The 15,160-nt window shown below is 40.1% G+C and carries 16 protein-coding genes; 9 read left to right on the forward strand and 7 right to left on the reverse strand.

What is annotated here, in order from left to right; translation table 11 throughout:
- Positions 1-128: 128 nt before the first annotated feature.
- Positions 129-1,406, forward strand: coding sequence for an alginate export family protein (locus tag FLJC2902T_RS02810; RefSeq protein WP_023578271.1), 1,278 nt, complete (start codon positions 129-131; stop codon positions 1,404-1,406).
- Positions 1,407-1,527: 121 nt separating this feature from the next.
- Here the strand turns inward: FLJC2902T_RS02810 and FLJC2902T_RS02815 are convergent, their stop codons facing one another.
- From FLJC2902T_RS02815 to ric, 7 genes are read right to left on the reverse strand one after another with little or no spacing between them, the layout of a single operon-like run.
- Positions 1,528-1,992: a hemerythrin domain-containing protein gene (locus FLJC2902T_RS02815; protein WP_023578272.1), complete on the reverse strand. Its 465-nt coding sequence runs from the start codon at positions 1,990-1,992 to the stop codon at positions 1,528-1,530.
- 12 nt (positions 1,993-2,004) lie between these two features.
- Entirely contained in the window at positions 2,005-2,454 is a 450-nt protein-coding gene (locus tag FLJC2902T_RS02820) for a CopD family protein (RefSeq protein ID WP_023578273.1), read from the reverse strand.
- Positions 2,451-3,668: a hypothetical protein gene (locus FLJC2902T_RS02825; protein ID WP_245594739.1), complete on the reverse strand. Its 1,218-nt coding sequence runs from the start codon at positions 3,666-3,668 to the stop codon at positions 2,451-2,453. Before FLJC2902T_RS02825 ends, FLJC2902T_RS02820 begins: the two co-directional genes overlap by 4 nt.
- Complete coding sequence (locus FLJC2902T_RS02830) at positions 3,665-4,381, reverse strand: anaerobic ribonucleoside-triphosphate reductase activating protein (RefSeq protein ID WP_023578274.1); 717 nt, start codon at positions 4,379-4,381, stop codon at positions 3,665-3,667. The genes FLJC2902T_RS02825 and FLJC2902T_RS02830 overlap by 4 nt, the downstream gene beginning before the upstream one ends.
- Positions 4,335-4,532 (reverse strand): anaerobic ribonucleoside-triphosphate reductase, encoded by a 198-nt coding sequence (gene nrdD / locus FLJC2902T_RS02835; protein WP_035676955.1) that lies wholly within the window; start codon positions 4,530-4,532, stop codon positions 4,335-4,337. The genes FLJC2902T_RS02830 and nrdD overlap by 47 nt, the downstream gene beginning before the upstream one ends.
- A complete protein-coding gene (locus tag FLJC2902T_RS02840; protein ID WP_023578275.1) occupies positions 4,486-6,597 on the reverse strand; it encodes a ribonucleoside triphosphate reductase in 2,112 nt (703 codons plus the stop codon). The genes nrdD and FLJC2902T_RS02840 overlap by 47 nt, the downstream gene beginning before the upstream one ends.
- A gap of 42 nt (positions 6,598-6,639) precedes the next feature.
- On the reverse strand, positions 6,640-7,365 hold the full coding sequence (ric, locus tag FLJC2902T_RS02845; RefSeq protein WP_023578276.1) for an iron-sulfur cluster repair di-iron protein: 726 nt from the start codon (positions 7,363-7,365) through the stop codon (positions 6,640-6,642).
- Positions 7,366-7,650: 285 nt separating this feature from the next.
- Here ric and FLJC2902T_RS02850 point away from each other — a divergent pair, with 285 nt between their 5' ends.
- From FLJC2902T_RS02850 to FLJC2902T_RS02885, 8 genes are all read left to right on the forward strand, one after another.
- Positions 7,651-8,085, forward strand: a complete 435-nt coding sequence (locus tag FLJC2902T_RS02850; protein ID WP_023578277.1) for a c-type cytochrome — start codon at positions 7,651-7,653, stop codon at positions 8,083-8,085.
- Positions 8,086-8,096: 11 nt separating this feature from the next.
- Positions 8,097-9,506, forward strand: a complete 1,410-nt coding sequence (locus FLJC2902T_RS02855; RefSeq protein ID WP_023578278.1) for a cbb3-type cytochrome c oxidase subunit I — start codon at positions 8,097-8,099, stop codon at positions 9,504-9,506.
- A gap of 109 nt (positions 9,507-9,615) precedes the next feature.
- Complete coding sequence (locus tag FLJC2902T_RS02860; RefSeq protein ID WP_023578279.1) at positions 9,616-10,395, forward strand: CbbQ/NirQ/NorQ/GpvN family protein; 780 nt, start codon at positions 9,616-9,618, stop codon at positions 10,393-10,395.
- Positions 10,396-10,550: 155 nt separating this feature from the next.
- On the forward strand, positions 10,551-12,320 hold the full coding sequence (locus tag FLJC2902T_RS02865) for a nitric oxide reductase activation protein NorD (protein ID WP_023578280.1): 1,770 nt from the start codon (positions 10,551-10,553) through the stop codon (positions 12,318-12,320).
- Positions 12,295-13,293 carry a DUF438 domain-containing protein gene (locus FLJC2902T_RS02870; protein WP_245594740.1) on the forward strand — a complete coding sequence of 333 codons (999 nt, stop codon included), beginning with the start codon at positions 12,295-12,297 and terminating at the stop codon, positions 13,291-13,293. The genes FLJC2902T_RS02865 and FLJC2902T_RS02870 overlap by 26 nt, the downstream gene beginning before the upstream one ends.
- Positions 13,294-13,309: 16 nt before the next feature.
- Positions 13,310-14,008: a carbonic anhydrase gene (locus FLJC2902T_RS02875; RefSeq protein WP_023578282.1), complete on the forward strand. Its 699-nt coding sequence runs from the start codon at positions 13,310-13,312 to the stop codon at positions 14,006-14,008.
- Positions 14,009-14,013: 5 nt separating this feature from the next.
- On the forward strand, positions 14,014-14,595 hold the full coding sequence (locus FLJC2902T_RS02880; RefSeq protein WP_023578283.1) for a cytochrome c oxidase subunit 3: 582 nt from the start codon (positions 14,014-14,016) through the stop codon (positions 14,593-14,595).
- Positions 14,596-14,598: 3 nt separating this feature from the next.
- On the forward strand, positions 14,599-14,844 hold the full coding sequence (locus FLJC2902T_RS02885; protein WP_023578284.1) for a hypothetical protein: 246 nt from the start codon (positions 14,599-14,601) through the stop codon (positions 14,842-14,844).
- Positions 14,845-15,160: the final 316 nt, after the last annotated feature.

Consider the following 15,160-nt stretch of genomic DNA (forward strand, 5'->3'; position numbering starts at 1 on the left):
AACAATGAGTTTGTTGCAAACAAATGAAATTCGCTGAACACCTATGAAACATATTAAATCAGTGAAGCAAACACCGAAAAACAAAAGGCGATACCATTTGTGACCTCAGACAAATAAACTTTACTTATATGAAATCACTACAAAAAATAGGCTTATCATTGTTTCTGATGATAGGCACAGGAGCCTTTGCTCAGGAATTAGATGCAAATTTGCAACTGAGACCTCGATATGAATACCGAAACGGATTTAAAGAACTGATGAAAGACGGTTCGCTGCCCACCTCATTCGTATCCCAACGATCCCGACTTAACTTTAACTTCAAACAGGAAAAATTAAAAGCGAAACTGACCTTTCAGAACATCAGAGTCTGGGGAGATGTGCCGACCACGACAACGGCCGACAAAAACGGAATCGCTCTTTTCGAAGCCTGGGCACAATACGACATCAATGCCAAATGGAGCGCAAGACTGGGCAGACAGGTCCTTTCATACGACAACCAAAGAATCATGGGTGAAATCGACTGGGCACAACAGGGACAAAGCCACGATGCGGCGCTGATCTCCTTTAAACAGCCAAACCATCAGCTGGATTTGGGTTTCGCTTTGAATTCGGATTCCGAAAAACTGTACCGCGAACTATACACTACCAGCTACAAACACATGCAACATGCCTGGTATCACACTAATTTTGACAATCTCGGAATGAGTTTACTTTTTCTGAATGTGGGTTTCCAATACCAGGAAGTGCCTGCTAATAATCTGCAGGTGGATAATATGCAGACATTCGGAACCTATCTGACCTACAAAAAAAATAAATTCGACGGTAATTTAGGCGTGTACGGACAAACCGGAAAAGGAAAGTTAGTTACCGAAAACACTTCGATTAGTGCTTTCTATGGCGGATTGATGGCAAACTATGCTTTCACCGATAAAGTTAAAGCCGGCCTGGGTTATGAATTCCTTTCCGGAAAAGATCAGGATGATACCGACAGCAAAATAAAATCATTCAACCCTATTTTCGGAACCAATCATGCCTTCAACGGTTACATGGATTATTTCTATGTGGGCAATTACAAAAACACGGTCGGATTACAGGATATTTTTGCCAAATTCACTTACACGAGCAATAAATGGCAATTCAATGCAATGCCGCATGCCTTTATGACAGCAGCCGATGTAATAGATCCGACGAACACTTCACAAAAAATGGATTGTTATCTGGGTACCGAAATCGATTTAACAGCGAGTTATACCCTTCAGAAAGACATAACCATTGCAGGCGGTTATTCCCAAATGTTCGGGACAGACACCCTGGAAGTGTTAAAAGCAGGCAACAAAGGCTACGACAATAACTGGGCCTGGGTTATGATTACTATCAATCCGAGAATATTCTCAACAGCAAAATAAATACGGTTAGTTAGGTTAATTGGTAAAAAAGCCTGAGTTACAATTGCGTGACTCAGGCTTTTTTTATTGACACTGTTCTGAAGATATAATCCGAAAAATACAGACTTTCCGGGATGACTTTTTATTCCCAGAAAATATCTTTCACGTTTTCAACAAAACGGTCTTCTTTATGGATTTCACTGATCTTTTCCAGTTGTTCGGAGGTGGCACTGTTTTGTATTTCCGGAAACAACACCCGTTCTTCAAACCGTATGTGCGCTTCAAGTTCTTCCTCGATTAACCCTAAATTCAACTCAATGTTTATGCTCTGATTAAAAAGTCGTCTCAGCCTTCTGTGATCGGTCAACGCTTTTCTGATCAGCTCATGATCTTTTTTCAAAACAGGAAAAACATACTCTTCCTCCAGTTCAAAATGAGGGAGCAGGTATTTCATGTAAAACCAATCGGTATATCTTTTCATTCGCACCGGTGATACATTTTTCGCAAATCCGGTTCTTATTTTCCAACACAATAGTAAACCGTGATGGTGTTCACGACTTAACGATTGCAGTTCTTTTACTCTTTTTAAAGGTTGTGTAGCTATCATTGTATTCTAATTTTAAATTCCTCCAAACCGAACAAACGAACCCAAAACAAGCATTACTACCCCGATAACCGTTACCGTGATTATATGAAAACTCATTTCAGACAGTTTATCCGCATTATTTTTTAATTTCGGGATTACCCGAAATTGGGCGCTCAATGCAAAAAGCACCGTAATTAAAAGCAAAGTCAGTTTTACGGAAACCACTTTCTCTACAGATGTTTCAAAATGAAACCAGTTTTCGATGCTTACCCCGTATTTATAAGCCATCATGACTCCCGTAATTACCAATAAAGCCAAAGCAGGCATTCCTACCGGTTCATATTTCTTTTCATATTCCAGAATGATGCGCTGATTTTTTTCCCGTAATGCTTTGGGCAAATAGGCAAACACAAGTAACAGATGCCCTCCTACCCATATTGCGGCGGAAAGTAAATGTACAATCAGTAAGAAGTGATGGTTCATTTTAAACTGTTTTTCAGGTTGGTATTACTAAAAATAATCATTATGATTCCAACAACCAACCAAATGCTGGATATAAACAGATTCTGATGATACATCGGTATTTCACCCCAACTGAAGAACAGATTCAGGCCTTGTCCAAACAACAGGAATTCGGTAAGCACAAAACCCATCAGAAAGATTTTGATACCGTATTCCGAAAACCGGTTTTTCCAACTTATGATGTTACCGTTCAGTAAAAATCCCAACAGAAAACCGGAAATAATGCCCAGCATAATCATGTGAATGAAGCCGATGACAAAGTTTCTGATCTGATGCGAAACCAAAGCCATCTCCGGAAAAATAACCACCAGTTGTATCAGTACTTTCAACCCTAATGAAAACAAAGCGAAGCCGAATACAATTTTTTCAATTTCTTTCAGCTTACCATAAAACTCCGAAAACTGCGGCCGTATCAGTAATGCTAATTTCGCAAAAGCTATCAGTTGAGCCACGACCCCGATTCCGTTAATCCACAATAATATCGGATTGGAAACAAACCAGCTTACCGGCAAGGCAAACGTGAGCAAAGTTCCCGCCATCAGCCATCTGTAAAATGAAAAGAAAGCACCATTTTCAGCCTTAAGTTTCATCTGTCGGAACAATAAAGCCAGAACGGCAATAATGAACCATCCGTTAAACTGAAAATGAAGGAAAAACTGAATGGCGATCTGATAAAAAGCGCTTGTTTTCCCTAACAAACCGACGGCCGGCCCTAAACACCAGATACCGCATGTGGACAGAATCATGAACAACAAAGCGGTTTTGAGCAGATAACGTTCGGCTAAAGATTCGATTCGCTGATGCTTCCACACCAATCGGACAAAATAATAACCGGAAAAAATATGAAGCGTGGAAAAAATGATGGAAAATACGGCATATCCCTGAAGCGGAAAAGCAATCATCATGCCGACAACTGCCAGCTCCGTAATCCAGAAAAGCCTGTTGAATTGTTTCCTTGTTACCTTATCATCAGGAATAAAAAAGTGGTAAATCAAAGCAAAAAGTGCCAGATAAACCCAACCCAGCATGGCAATATGGGAATGACCATGCAACAGGAACTGATAATTTATGCCTCCAACCGGAGCGACAAACTGAAGACGTAACAACAACCCCATTAGGGCAGCCGCCAAAAAGTTTCCAAAACAAACCAGTATCCATTTCTTAAGCATCATCATCCTCTAAAGATTACTTGTATATTTCTTGTGGTGAAAAAACTTCTTCCTATTTCACGCGATGATCGGGGCAAATCCCCAATGGTTTCCACATTATTCACAAAATGCTGAATGTAATATTCTCCGCTGTATTGTTTTCTTTCCAGATAGCTGATCATGGAACGAAGTTCGGTTTCATCAATCAGATCCGAATGAAAAGTGGTGCGTACTTCGAACGCAATTTGACTTTGCAATAATAAATGTAAGGATTTCTCAAACACTGAAAACAAATTGGATTGGGTAACCTGAATGTATTTTGCTTCGGAAGCTTTAAAATCCAATGCCACGTAATCAATCAACTCGCCTTCCATCATTTGTTTCAGAATTTCGGGATTGGATCCGTTTGTATCTACTTTAACAGCGAAACCCAATGCCTTAATCTGTTTCACGAAAGGAATCAGATTTTTATGCATCGTACATTCTCCTCCGCTAAGTACAACGGCATCCAATAAATTTTTTCTTGTCTTCAAAAAGGAAAGTACCTCATCAAACGAGATCTTTCCTTTCCCTAAAACAATTTCGGGATTGTAGCAATACAGACACCGCATATTGCAGCCTGCAAACCAAAGAATACAGGCCGATTTATGCGGATAATCCAGCAAGGTGAAAGGCGTTACGCTAAAAATAGCTTTAGCTGCATTTTCTTTCCGTAAAATGGGTACGTTGTTTGTGTTCACCTTTTTTACCGATATTAAAACTCTCTACGGGTCTGTGGTAACCCATTACGCGTGTATAAACCAAACATTTTGTTCTTAAATGCTGATTTTGTTCCAGGATTTCATTACTGTTTTTCATATAGTTCGCTTTTGTGGTTTTGAAGTAAGGCATCGTCGCATTTCGGACAATATTCGTGTTCACCGGTTAAATAGCCGTGAACAGGACATATGCTGAACACCGGAGTAACAGTGATATACGGCAATTTGAAATTGCTCAGCACTTTTTTCACGAACTGTTTACAGGCTTCCGAGGAACTGATTTTTTCGTTCATATACAGATGCAATACCGTTCCACCCGTGTACTGACACTGCAGATTGTCCTGCATCAATAGCGCTTCAAAAGGATCTTCGGTATAATTTACAGGGATTTGAGAACTGTTGGTGTAATAAATATTGTTACCTTCCCCTGCCTGCAAAATATCCGGAAAACGTTTTTTGTCTTCCTTGGCAAACCTGTATGTGGTTCCTTCCGCCGGAGTAGCTTCCAGATTGTATAAATTTCCGGTTTCTTCCTGAAATTCTTTCATCCGGTTGCGGATATGATCTAAGATTTCCATACAGAAACTTGTTCCGAAATTGGAGGTGATATCCTCTTTATCATTTGTAAAATTCCGGATCATTTCGTTCATTCCGTTCACACCGATAGTGGAAAAATGATTTCTGAAATGTGGCAGATACCGCTTCGTATATGGATACAAACCACGATCGTACATTTCCTGAATGAATTTTCGTTTTTTCTCCAAAGTCGATTTAGACAATTCCATCAATTTGTCTAACTGATGGTACAACGCTTCCTTATCATCTTTGAACAAATAGCCCAAACGTGCCATGTTGATGGTAACCACACCGATACTTCCTGTCATTTCCGCACTTCCGAAAAGTCCGTTGCCGCGTTTAAGCAGTTCTCTCAAATCGAGTTGCAAACGACAGCACATACTTCGAACCGCATTGGGTTTATAGGCATTCGGATTTTCAACCCGGTTGCCGTTTTCATCCAACAGATACTGACTTCCGATAAAATTCTGAAAATAGGAAGAACCTATTTTCGCTGTATTTTCGAAAAGTAAGTCGGTATTTTCACCGTTCCAGTCGAAATCTTCCGTGATGTTAACCGTCGGAATCGGGAAGGTAAACGGTTGTCCGTTCGCATCACCTTCCGTCATAACGGTGTAATATGCCTTATTAATCAGGTTCATTTCCTGCTGAAAATGTTCGTAACGCATTTCGGTTAAAGCAACAACGCCTCGCTCTTTGGCGCGGTTCAGAATACTTTCATCTGTAATTGTATTGAATAAATGCAAATCGTTTTTGGTCGGAATCTGTTCTTTCAAATCGGAAGGAACGACCCAATCAAGCGTGATATTTGTAAATGGTGATTGCCCCCAACGTGCCGGAACATTCAGATTGTATACAAAACTGCGCACCGCTTTGAGTACGTCGTCAAAAGACAGATTGTCCTTGAAAACATACGGCGCCAGATAGGTATCAAACGAACTGAACGCTTGAGCACCGGCCCATTCGCTTTGCAGGATTCCGAGAAAATTCGCCATCTGTCCCAGGGCCTCCCTGAAATGGGATGGCGCTTTGCTTTCCACACGACCGCGAACCCCGTTGAACCCGTCGTTCAGTAAAACCCGCAGGCTCCATCCGGCGCAATAACCGGTAAGGCAATCCAGATCGTGAATATGAACATCACCATTCCGGTGGGCATAGCCCTCTTCTTTGGAATAAACTTTATCTAACCAATAATTCGCTATGATTTTTCCGGCCACATTATTCACCAAACCGGCATTGGAATAGGATGTATTCGCATTGGCATTGATGCGCCAATCCGTCTGACCGATGTATTCTTCAATAGTTTGTGTGCTGTCAACATAGGTGGTATCATCATTTAGTCCCTCAACATGTTCGCGTTGCAGTTTTCGCGTATGACGGAACAACATAAAGGAACGCATCACCGAAAAATACTCTTTCTGAAAGAGCGTTTTTTCAATCATGTCCTGAATTTCTTCGACCGCCCATATTTCCTTGATCTCTATGGCAGTCATCACACTTTCGAAAACACTCACATCGAACGGAATGGCAACACTATTAAAACTTTTTGCAATGGCATCCTTAATTTTAAAACTCTCGAATGGTTTATAATCTCCATTTCTCTTGATGACAAATTTTTCCATAACGTCCGATGTTATTGTGTTTTACCTTAACAGTATAAATAATTAAATAGAAAGTGCTTTCTCTAATTCCTGAGCTTTTGGAAAAAGGATGTTGTTTTCCAGATGGATGTGTTTGTGCAGATCCTGTTCGAACTCCTGCAACATGGAGAATGTTACGCGGTACGTATTACAGGCATCGGCCGGCGGTGTGTAATTCGCTGTTAATTCCACAATTCTTCTGAAACGTTCTCCCTCAGCATCATGTTCATCTTTCATCATGGCGATTGGATTATCAACCGTCCCGAAAGGTGGTATTTCAATTACTTCGTTATTCATGGTAGCTTTCACCAATCTTTTTATAAAAGGGAACAATATGAATTCTTCTTTTTTCATGTGTTGCGCCAATTCACCGGCACATCCCTTAAATAAATCATGGATTTCAAAAAGTTCCGGATGGGAAGCACCATGCACTTTACATAATTTATCCAAAAACTGAAGCAGGGTTGGTGTTTTTTCCTCTACATAACGGTGATGTGTTTTTTCGATGTAGTCGATTAACAGATCCGTTGGCCAGGATTTAAAATCGATACCTCCGTCACCTTTAGTATCCATAACAGCCGAAATTTCATTTTTAATGATGGAAATATCCAATCCTTTCGTAGTACAGACTTCCTCTAAAGTTCTGTGTCCCTTACAACAAAAATCGATTCCGTATTTTGAAAAAACGGCAGCTGTTCTGAAATCTTCCGCCACATATTCTCCTATTGTCTCTTGTTCAATTGCATTCATAATCAATCCATTTTTAGTTTATTTCTAAGACAAATTTACATATATTTTTTTATAAAGGACAAAAATATCTTTTATTATTTTTTCAACATAAAAATTGGATAAAATATTTGGTACCAATACGATACGACAATGAAATTTTTATATTTTATAATAAAACGAAAGAAATAAATCTGAAAATGATATTTATCATATTCTGCTACTAAATCTAAAATGAAATTTGCATAATAAAAGATAAAATAGTCCTTTATCTAAATTAAATTGTTTAACTAACAAATACTAATCATTATGCTTTCAAAATCACAGGCCAGAGCATTCTTTTTAGGCGGAACGGTGGTCACGTTTCTGATTTTTATCGGATTAACCATTTATTCGTTCATGCCTGCTAATGATCAGTCAAATTATTCCAAAATTGACAAAAAAGTTATTAGAGGGAAGGAAATCTGGGAATCGAACAACTGTATGGGTTGCCATACACTCTTAGGAGAAGGTGGTTATTACGCCCCTGAACTGACAAAAGTAATTGACCGTCGCGGAGAAGGTTACGTAAAAGCAGTTTTAATGTCCCCTGTTCCTTGGGCACCAAAAGGAAGAAAAATGGTAAAATATAACATGAACGAAGCGGATGCCGAAGCTGTTATTGCCTTTTTAAAATGGAACGGAAAAATCGACTTAAACGGATTTGACAGAGTTGTATCACCATTATCTAAGGATAATAATTAAATTAAGATGTTATGAAATACAAATCACAAAAAGTAGCCTATTGGTTTTTCGGATTATGCATGCTGCTTTTAACATTACAGATAATCTATGGATTCATCATGGGTTTCGCCAGAATTGGCTTTGACGGACTACATGATTTTATACCGTTTAACACCGCAAGGGCAGTTCATACCAACTTATTGGTCGTTTGGCTATTAACCGGATTTATGGGTGCTGCCTATTACATTATTCCGGAAGAGGCACAACGCGAATTGGTCAGCGTAAAATTAGCCTATGTGCAGTTGATATCGCTAGCACTGGTTGGTGTTGCAGCAGTAGTTGGCTATCACTTCAATCATTGGGAAGGACGAAAATTTCTGGAAATTCCAAGAGAACTTGATTACCTGGTTGTGGTCAACGTACTGTTATTCCTCGGATTGATCCTGGCGACCTTATTCAAAGGAAAACAAAAAACCACGACTGCCATGGTACTGACGATGGGATTGGTTTTCGCCGCTTTACTGTATATTCCGGGAATGATCTGGTTTGACAGTCAGGTAATGGATTCCTTCTTCCGCTGGTGGGTAGTACATCTTTGGGTTGAAGGTGTTTGGGAACTTATCATGGGAGGTATTTTATCTTTCTTGCTGATCAAATTAACAGGCGTAGACCGTGAAGTGATCGAAAAATGGTTGTATGTGATTGTGGGTCTTACTTTTCTTTCCGGATTACTGGGAACCGGTCACCACTACTATTTCATCGGAGTAAACAAAATCTGGTTGGTCGTGGGAGGAATTTTCTCCGCACTTGAACCGTTAGCTTTCCTTGCCATGGCACTATTTGCCGTGAACATGTACCGAAAAGGTGAAAAAAGCCATCCGAACAAAATTGCACTTTACTGGACTATCGGAGCTTCTATCGTTTCTTTCATCGGAGCGGGACTGTTAGGTTTTGCGCACACTTTACCACAAACAAATTTATACACACACGGAACTTTAGTAACAGCAATGCACGGTCACTTGGCTTTCTGGGGCGCTTATGCGATGATTGTTTTGGCAATTATCAGTTATGCGTTACCGAATCTGACCGGACGTAAACGTTACGACAGCTCACATGGCCGAATGGCATTCTGGTTATCCAACATCGGAATGATTGGAATGACGGTAGCCTTTGGTGTTGCAGGTGTTGCTCAGGTATATCTGGAAAGAAAAATGAAAATGGATTTCATGGATGTTCAAAACGAAATCAGTATTCACTTCGTGGTACTTGTCATTTGTGCGACCATGTTTACCGTAGGGATCTCTCTTTTCATTTACGACTTCATTAAGTACGGAAAACCGAGTGATGAAGCCTTAGAGGAAAAGTCCAATAATGTGCTTTCAGGCAAAAGAATAAACAACATTCCTACTGCTAAAGCAGCTTACTCAGAAGAAACAAACTAATCTTTATACTACGTTTCATTCTTGCTAACGAAACTCGTTCTGACTGGTTACAGCAAATGTCACTGCCTGTAGGCACATGAATGAGTTTCGTTTTTTAAAAATATTAATTATGCTACAAACTATCCCATATTATCACGCCACCGGCAGAGAAGAAGAAGTATTTACCCATGCGTTTAAAAACAAAATTCCCTTCTTACTGAAAGGACCAACGGGAACAGGAAAATCGCGCTTCATCGAATACATGTCGCATCAGTTGGATCAACGGATTATCACCATCAGTTGTCATGAGGAAACCTCGGCTACCGATTTAATCGGGCGGTTTATCATCAAAGGTGCCGAAACCGTTTGGCTCGACGGACCGTTAACGACTGCCGTAAAAGAAGGCGCCATCATCTATCTGGACGAAGTCGCCGAAGCCCGACCGGATGTCATCGTGGCCATTCACTCACTTACCGATCACCGACGCGAACTGTTCATCGATAAATTAGGAGAAACCGTAAAAGCACACGACAATTTCATGTTGGTTGCTTCTTTCAATCCGGGATACCAACGCGGATTCAAAGAACTGAAACCCTCTACCCGTCAGCGTTTTATTGCCGTTTCCTTCGAATATCCCGAAACAAGAGTGGAAGTTGAAATTCTGGTAAAAGAAACGCAGGTAGACGCCGATATCGCCAAAAAACTGGTGAACATCGGAAACAAAATCCGAAACCTTACAGAATTAGGCTTAACCGAAACCGTTTCTACCCGTTTGTTAGTAGATGCCGCCAAATTAATCCACAGCGGATTACCCAAACGATTGTCGGTACACGTTGCAGTGGTGGAACCGTTAACCGACGATTTACAAACCTTGGAAGCGTTAAAAGATTTGTGCGATCTTATGATTTAGATGGCAGTCCCGATAGCTATCGGGAGCAGGTTGCAGATGACAAAAGGCAGATGGCTGAAAATTCAGGAGTAATGAAATTTGCCATCCGTAATCAAAAACAGATCCCTAAACACTGACCACTAACTACTAATCACTAACTACTAATTACTTAAGAAATGGGATTAGAATTAGACGAATTCCTCTACGGAAAAATCGTCAAATACTTCAAGAACAATAAAAAAACAGATGCCGAGACACTCAGTAAAACTGTTTTTCTGAATGATATCAAACCTCGGTTGACACTTTTAGCAAGCGCATTAACCGGAAAACCTATTGAAATTTTCCCGGCCGAACGCGAAGGCGGTTATAAAAACAACAACTTTTTCCTTCCCATCTCTTTTTCGGCTTTACGAACTTTTGAAGAGAATCTTTCCTTTTACCTTTTCAGGACACTTTACCTCAGCGAACAGAAAGCACTCGATTTAAATTGGACAATCGAAGAACCTTCATTGGAAGTTTCACAACAAAAAGCGTTGGAAACCGCTCCCGTAGTTTTGGAAAAAATCTTCAACGATTATCCGGTAACGAAAAAAATCCACGAAACGATTGCAACTTGTTTTCAGCAGAAAGCCACTGAAAAAAAACCGGCTGATTTTTCCTGGTTGTACGGAAAATGGATGAAAAACGAACCGGAAGTCAAAACTGACAATCAACTACACAATTTTTCAGACAAAGTAAAAAACGCTGTGGAAAAACAACCAAAAACTGTTATCAAAGCCACTGCCGTAGAAGAAGTCATCACCCTTGAAGTCGACAAAAAACAACAGGAAGATTATGTAATGACGCACAATTTTGAAAAAGTGGAAACAGTGGATGAATTCAGCGGTTCCTGGCGTGATTTTGACGGTTCAGATGAGTTGGAAGACCATCAGGATGCCTTGGAAGAATTGAGCATGAAATTTACCGTTCGGGTGGATGATATCGCCCATTCGGTCTATCAGGCGGAATTTATCGAAAACACCACCATTTCTGAAAGTGCTGAAACCGACGAAAAAGGCTTCCACTTAAAATATGACGAATGGGATTACAGCAAACGCGCCTACAAAGAAAATTACTGCAAGGTATATCCGAAAACACAACTGAAAACGGATACCGATTATTATAAAAACACTATTACCAAAAACGCTTCGACCTTAATGGGTTTGCGAAAAATGCTGACCAACGTAAACAACAAAATGCAGCAGCAACGCAGACAAACACAAGGAGAAGAATTCGACATCGACGCCATCACCGATTTGTTTGTTGACGTTCATTCCAAAAGAACACCATCCGAAAACATCTATATCTCCAACCGGAAAAAAGAAAAAGATTTATCCATTTTACTGCTGTTGGACATCAGTCTTTCGAGTGACAGTTATGCCGCAGGAAACCGTGTTTTGGATGTGGAAAAAGAAGTTTCGATTCTCTTCGGGGAAATCATGAACGAATTCAATATTAATTTTTCCATCGACAGTTTTTATTCCAAAACCCGAAATTATGCTTCTTATCTCACGCTGAAGGATTTTGACGAAAACTGGAATACCGCCAAACATAAAATCGGTGCCGTTTCCCCAAGCGGATATACCCGAATTGGCGCCGCTTTACGTCATGCCGGAGCCCGAATGGATACGCGAAAAACCAAAAACAAATGGATTATCCTGATTTCGGACGGAAAACCCAACGACTTCGACAAATACGAAGGGAAACACGGGATTAACGATGTAAAACAAGCCTTGAGGGAACTCAACGAACGAAATATCAACTCGTATGCTTTGGCGATTGAAGCCCAGGCGAAATATTATCTGCCGCAGATGTTCGGACAAAACCATTATCAGATCCTGACAACACCTGTGGAACTTTTACAGTCGTTGGTAAAACTATATGAAAAAATCAAACATCAAAAATAACACTATCATGAACGATACCCAAAATAACACCGCCATTCCTGAAGGGCACCCGGTTAACACCTATTTTCAGGAAACCGATATCATTCACAAATTGCTGGAAGAATTGGCTGTTACAAATCCGATGACGGAAACTCAGCGATTCTTCAATATTTTCAATGAATTACACACCATTGAAAAACGTTTCCAACGGAAAGAAAACCAATTGTTCCCTTATCTAGAAAAACGAGGTTGGAACGGGCCGTCACAAGGGATGTGGTCTTTTCACGATAATCTGAGAGATCAGTTCCGGATGTTGCGCAAAGACCTCGACAATAAAGACTATGACATCATTAAAACCAACACGCCTTATTTAATCAACGGTATTTACCGTCTGATGCAGGTGGAAGAAACCGTATTGTTTCCCAATGCCCTGGAAATTTTAACCGATACCGATTGGATTGAGATGCGTGCCGGCGAAGAGGAAATCGGCTGGATGTTACCAAAGGCTCCCCTTCCCTACCCTAAAGAGGAATACGTTCATCCGAGTCAGGATTTCACCCAAAGAGAAATGACTTTTTCACTTGAAAACACTACCCATTACGACGAAGGATACATGACCGTGGAACAGGTGAATTTACTTTTAAAGACCATGCCTCTGGATATCACTTATGTGGATGAAAACGACAAAGTGATTTTCTACAATCGCGGCGAAGAACGTGTCTTTCCGAGAAGTGCCGGTATTATCGGTCGGGAAGTACGCTTCTGTCATCCGCCTAAAAGTGTGGGAACCGTGTTGGAAATACTGGATAAATTCCGAAAAGGCGAACAAAACGAATCGTCATTCTGGATCAATTATAAAGAGCGTCTGATTTACATCCGCTATTTCGCGGTTCGTGATGCCGATAAAAATTACAAAGGCGTTATCGAAATGTCGCAGGACATCACGGACATTAAGAATATTGAAGGCGAAAAACGTCTGTTGGATTGGAAGTAACCCAAACCCTGTCATCATGAAAAATCCTAAAAAAATAAATCCTCTAGTTTCCTCCTGGCTTACAAAAATTGCCCTGGTGGCTCTGGCGGTATTCTTCCTGGAATTCAGCGAACGGATCGAAACCAATCCGGAAGTAAATTCTCCTGAAGATGCGCTTAACGAACTTATTTACGGAAACAACCGTTTTCTGGATGGTGAAATGATTTACACCGATTATCATCAGCAAATCCAAAAAACAAAAAACGGACAACATCCGCACAGTTTTATATTGAGCTGCATTGATTCGAGGGTTCCGCCTGAAATCATTTTAGATCAGGGAATCGGGAACTTATTTGTGGCAAGGGTAGCCGGAAACGTGGAAGACGATAATATTTTGGGAAGCATGGAATATGCCGTGGAAGTCAAACACACCAAACTGATAGTGGTTTTGGGACACAGTCACTGCGGTGCGGTTCAGGGCGCTATCGACAATGTCAAACTAGAACATTTAACCCAACTCACCGAACAAATCAAGCCGGCATTCAGCAAACACAATACGTATCCCATACCGGAACATATAGCGGAAGAAACATCCAAACGCAATGTACGATTGACCATGAAACACATTTATGAAAGTAGTGTCACCATAAAACACCTTGTCGATACAGGCGAAGTAAAAATTGTAGGTGCCTATTACGACATTCACACTGGAGAAGTCAACTTCTTTAAAAATTAAATCACATGAATACCCTTAAAATCAATTATAAAAACATCTACTATCCGCCGGGAGGCATTCTGATCTGGATCATTATTTTTCTGGAACTGATAACCTTCGGAATGGCATTAGTCGCGTTTGTTTATGACGGAACAAAAAACCACGAGATCTTCCATCAGTCCAGACTGCAACTGAACGCAACTTTGGGATTGGTCAACACTGTTTTCCTGCTTTCCAGTGGCTATTTTATGGCAAAAGCAGTTCATGAATTTGAGCACAAAAACATTTCTAAAGCCTCTTTATTCCTGAAAATTACCGCTTTGGGCGGATTGCTTTTTATTGTGGTGAAGTTCTTTGAATATTCGGCTAAAATCGAACACGGGTTAACACCGGACACCAATAGTTTTTACATGTATTACTGGCTATTGACGGCATTTCATCTGATTCACGTGATTGTAGGTTTGGTAATCATTCTCTGGACAAACTATTCCATGAAAAAAACGAATACCACCACCGAAGTTGAAGATGTAAAGACCTGTGGCGCCTTTTGGCACATGTGCGATTTAATTTGGCTGCTATTATTCCCCGTCTTGTACCTAATCTTTTAAAAAATGAAAATCTCAAAAGAATATACTTTCATTGCTTTACTGACCCTTACGTTTGTTTCAAGTATCGTAACGCTGAAAACAACAGAAGGCAAAACAGATGTCTATTTTTTACTTTTAATTCTTTGGGCTGTCAAATTTATTTTGGTGGCTTTTGAATTTATGGAATTAAGGAAAGCCAATGTTTTCTGGAAATTGACTCTGGGTTTTGTTTTGGCACTTATTATGACAATAATTCTACTGCTTTTGTGATTTTTTTTCAGAAACCTGATAAATGTCATATTAAAAAAAGACATTTTTATCTTATTTTGTAGTGTTAATTGAAATCTATATATAAGCCAATTTAAAAAGCTGTTAGGGCCGACCCAAATCGGATTTAGAGTACAAAAATTCAGAGAAATAGTTTTATAGTTAAGAAGTAAGCATTTCCAAAGTACTTCTCTGAAAATAAAAAATATGCTGTTTAGTCAGGCGGCATATCGACACTGTAAATCTCAGAAAACCAACACTACTGCAGTTGGGAAAACGGGTAAAATTGGCAGATTAAGCCCTGTTTATCAAAATGGGG

Source organism: Flavobacterium limnosediminis JC2902 (genome assembly GCF_000498535.1).
GTDB lineage: Bacteria > Bacteroidota > Bacteroidia > Flavobacteriales > Flavobacteriaceae > Flavobacterium > Flavobacterium limnosediminis.

Excerpts from the sequence above, each read along its gene's own strand:
- FLJC2902T_RS02810 (WP_023578271.1), top strand. The coding sequence starts at position 129 with ATGAAATCACTACAAAAAATAGGCTTATCATTGTTTCTGATGATAGGC.
- FLJC2902T_RS02815 (WP_023578272.1), bottom strand. The coding sequence starts at position 1,992 with ATGATAGCTACACAACCTTTAAAAAGAGTAAAAGAACTGCAATCGTTA.
- FLJC2902T_RS02820 (WP_023578273.1), bottom strand. The coding sequence starts at position 2,454 with ATGAACCATCACTTCTTACTGATTGTACATTTACTTTCCGCCGCAATA.
- FLJC2902T_RS02825 (WP_245594739.1), bottom strand. The coding sequence starts at position 3,668 with ATGATGATGCTTAAGAAATGGATACTGGTTTGTTTTGGAAACTTTTTG.
- nrdD (WP_035676955.1), bottom strand. The coding sequence starts at position 4,532 with ATGCCTTACTTCAAAACCACAAAAGCGAACTATATGAAAAACAGTAAT.
- FLJC2902T_RS02840 (WP_023578275.1), bottom strand. The coding sequence starts at position 6,597 with ATGGAAAAATTTGTCATCAAGAGAAATGGAGATTATAAACCATTCGAG.
- ric (WP_023578276.1), bottom strand. The coding sequence starts at position 7,365 with ATGAATGCAATTGAACAAGAGACAATAGGAGAATATGTGGCGGAAGAT.
- FLJC2902T_RS02850 (WP_023578277.1), top strand. The coding sequence starts at position 7,651 with ATGCTTTCAAAATCACAGGCCAGAGCATTCTTTTTAGGCGGAACGGTG.
- FLJC2902T_RS02855 (WP_023578278.1), top strand. The coding sequence starts at position 8,097 with ATGAAATACAAATCACAAAAAGTAGCCTATTGGTTTTTCGGATTATGC.
- FLJC2902T_RS02860 (WP_023578279.1), top strand. The coding sequence starts at position 9,616 with ATGCTACAAACTATCCCATATTATCACGCCACCGGCAGAGAAGAAGAA.
- FLJC2902T_RS02865 (WP_023578280.1), top strand. The coding sequence starts at position 10,551 with ATGGGATTAGAATTAGACGAATTCCTCTACGGAAAAATCGTCAAATAC.
- FLJC2902T_RS02870 (WP_245594740.1), top strand. The coding sequence starts at position 12,295 with ATGAAAAAATCAAACATCAAAAATAACACTATCATGAACGATACCCAA.
- FLJC2902T_RS02875 (WP_023578282.1), top strand. The coding sequence starts at position 13,310 with ATGAAAAATCCTAAAAAAATAAATCCTCTAGTTTCCTCCTGGCTTACA.
- FLJC2902T_RS02880 (WP_023578283.1), top strand. The coding sequence starts at position 14,014 with ATGAATACCCTTAAAATCAATTATAAAAACATCTACTATCCGCCGGGA.
- FLJC2902T_RS02885 (WP_023578284.1), top strand. The coding sequence starts at position 14,599 with ATGAAAATCTCAAAAGAATATACTTTCATTGCTTTACTGACCCTTACG.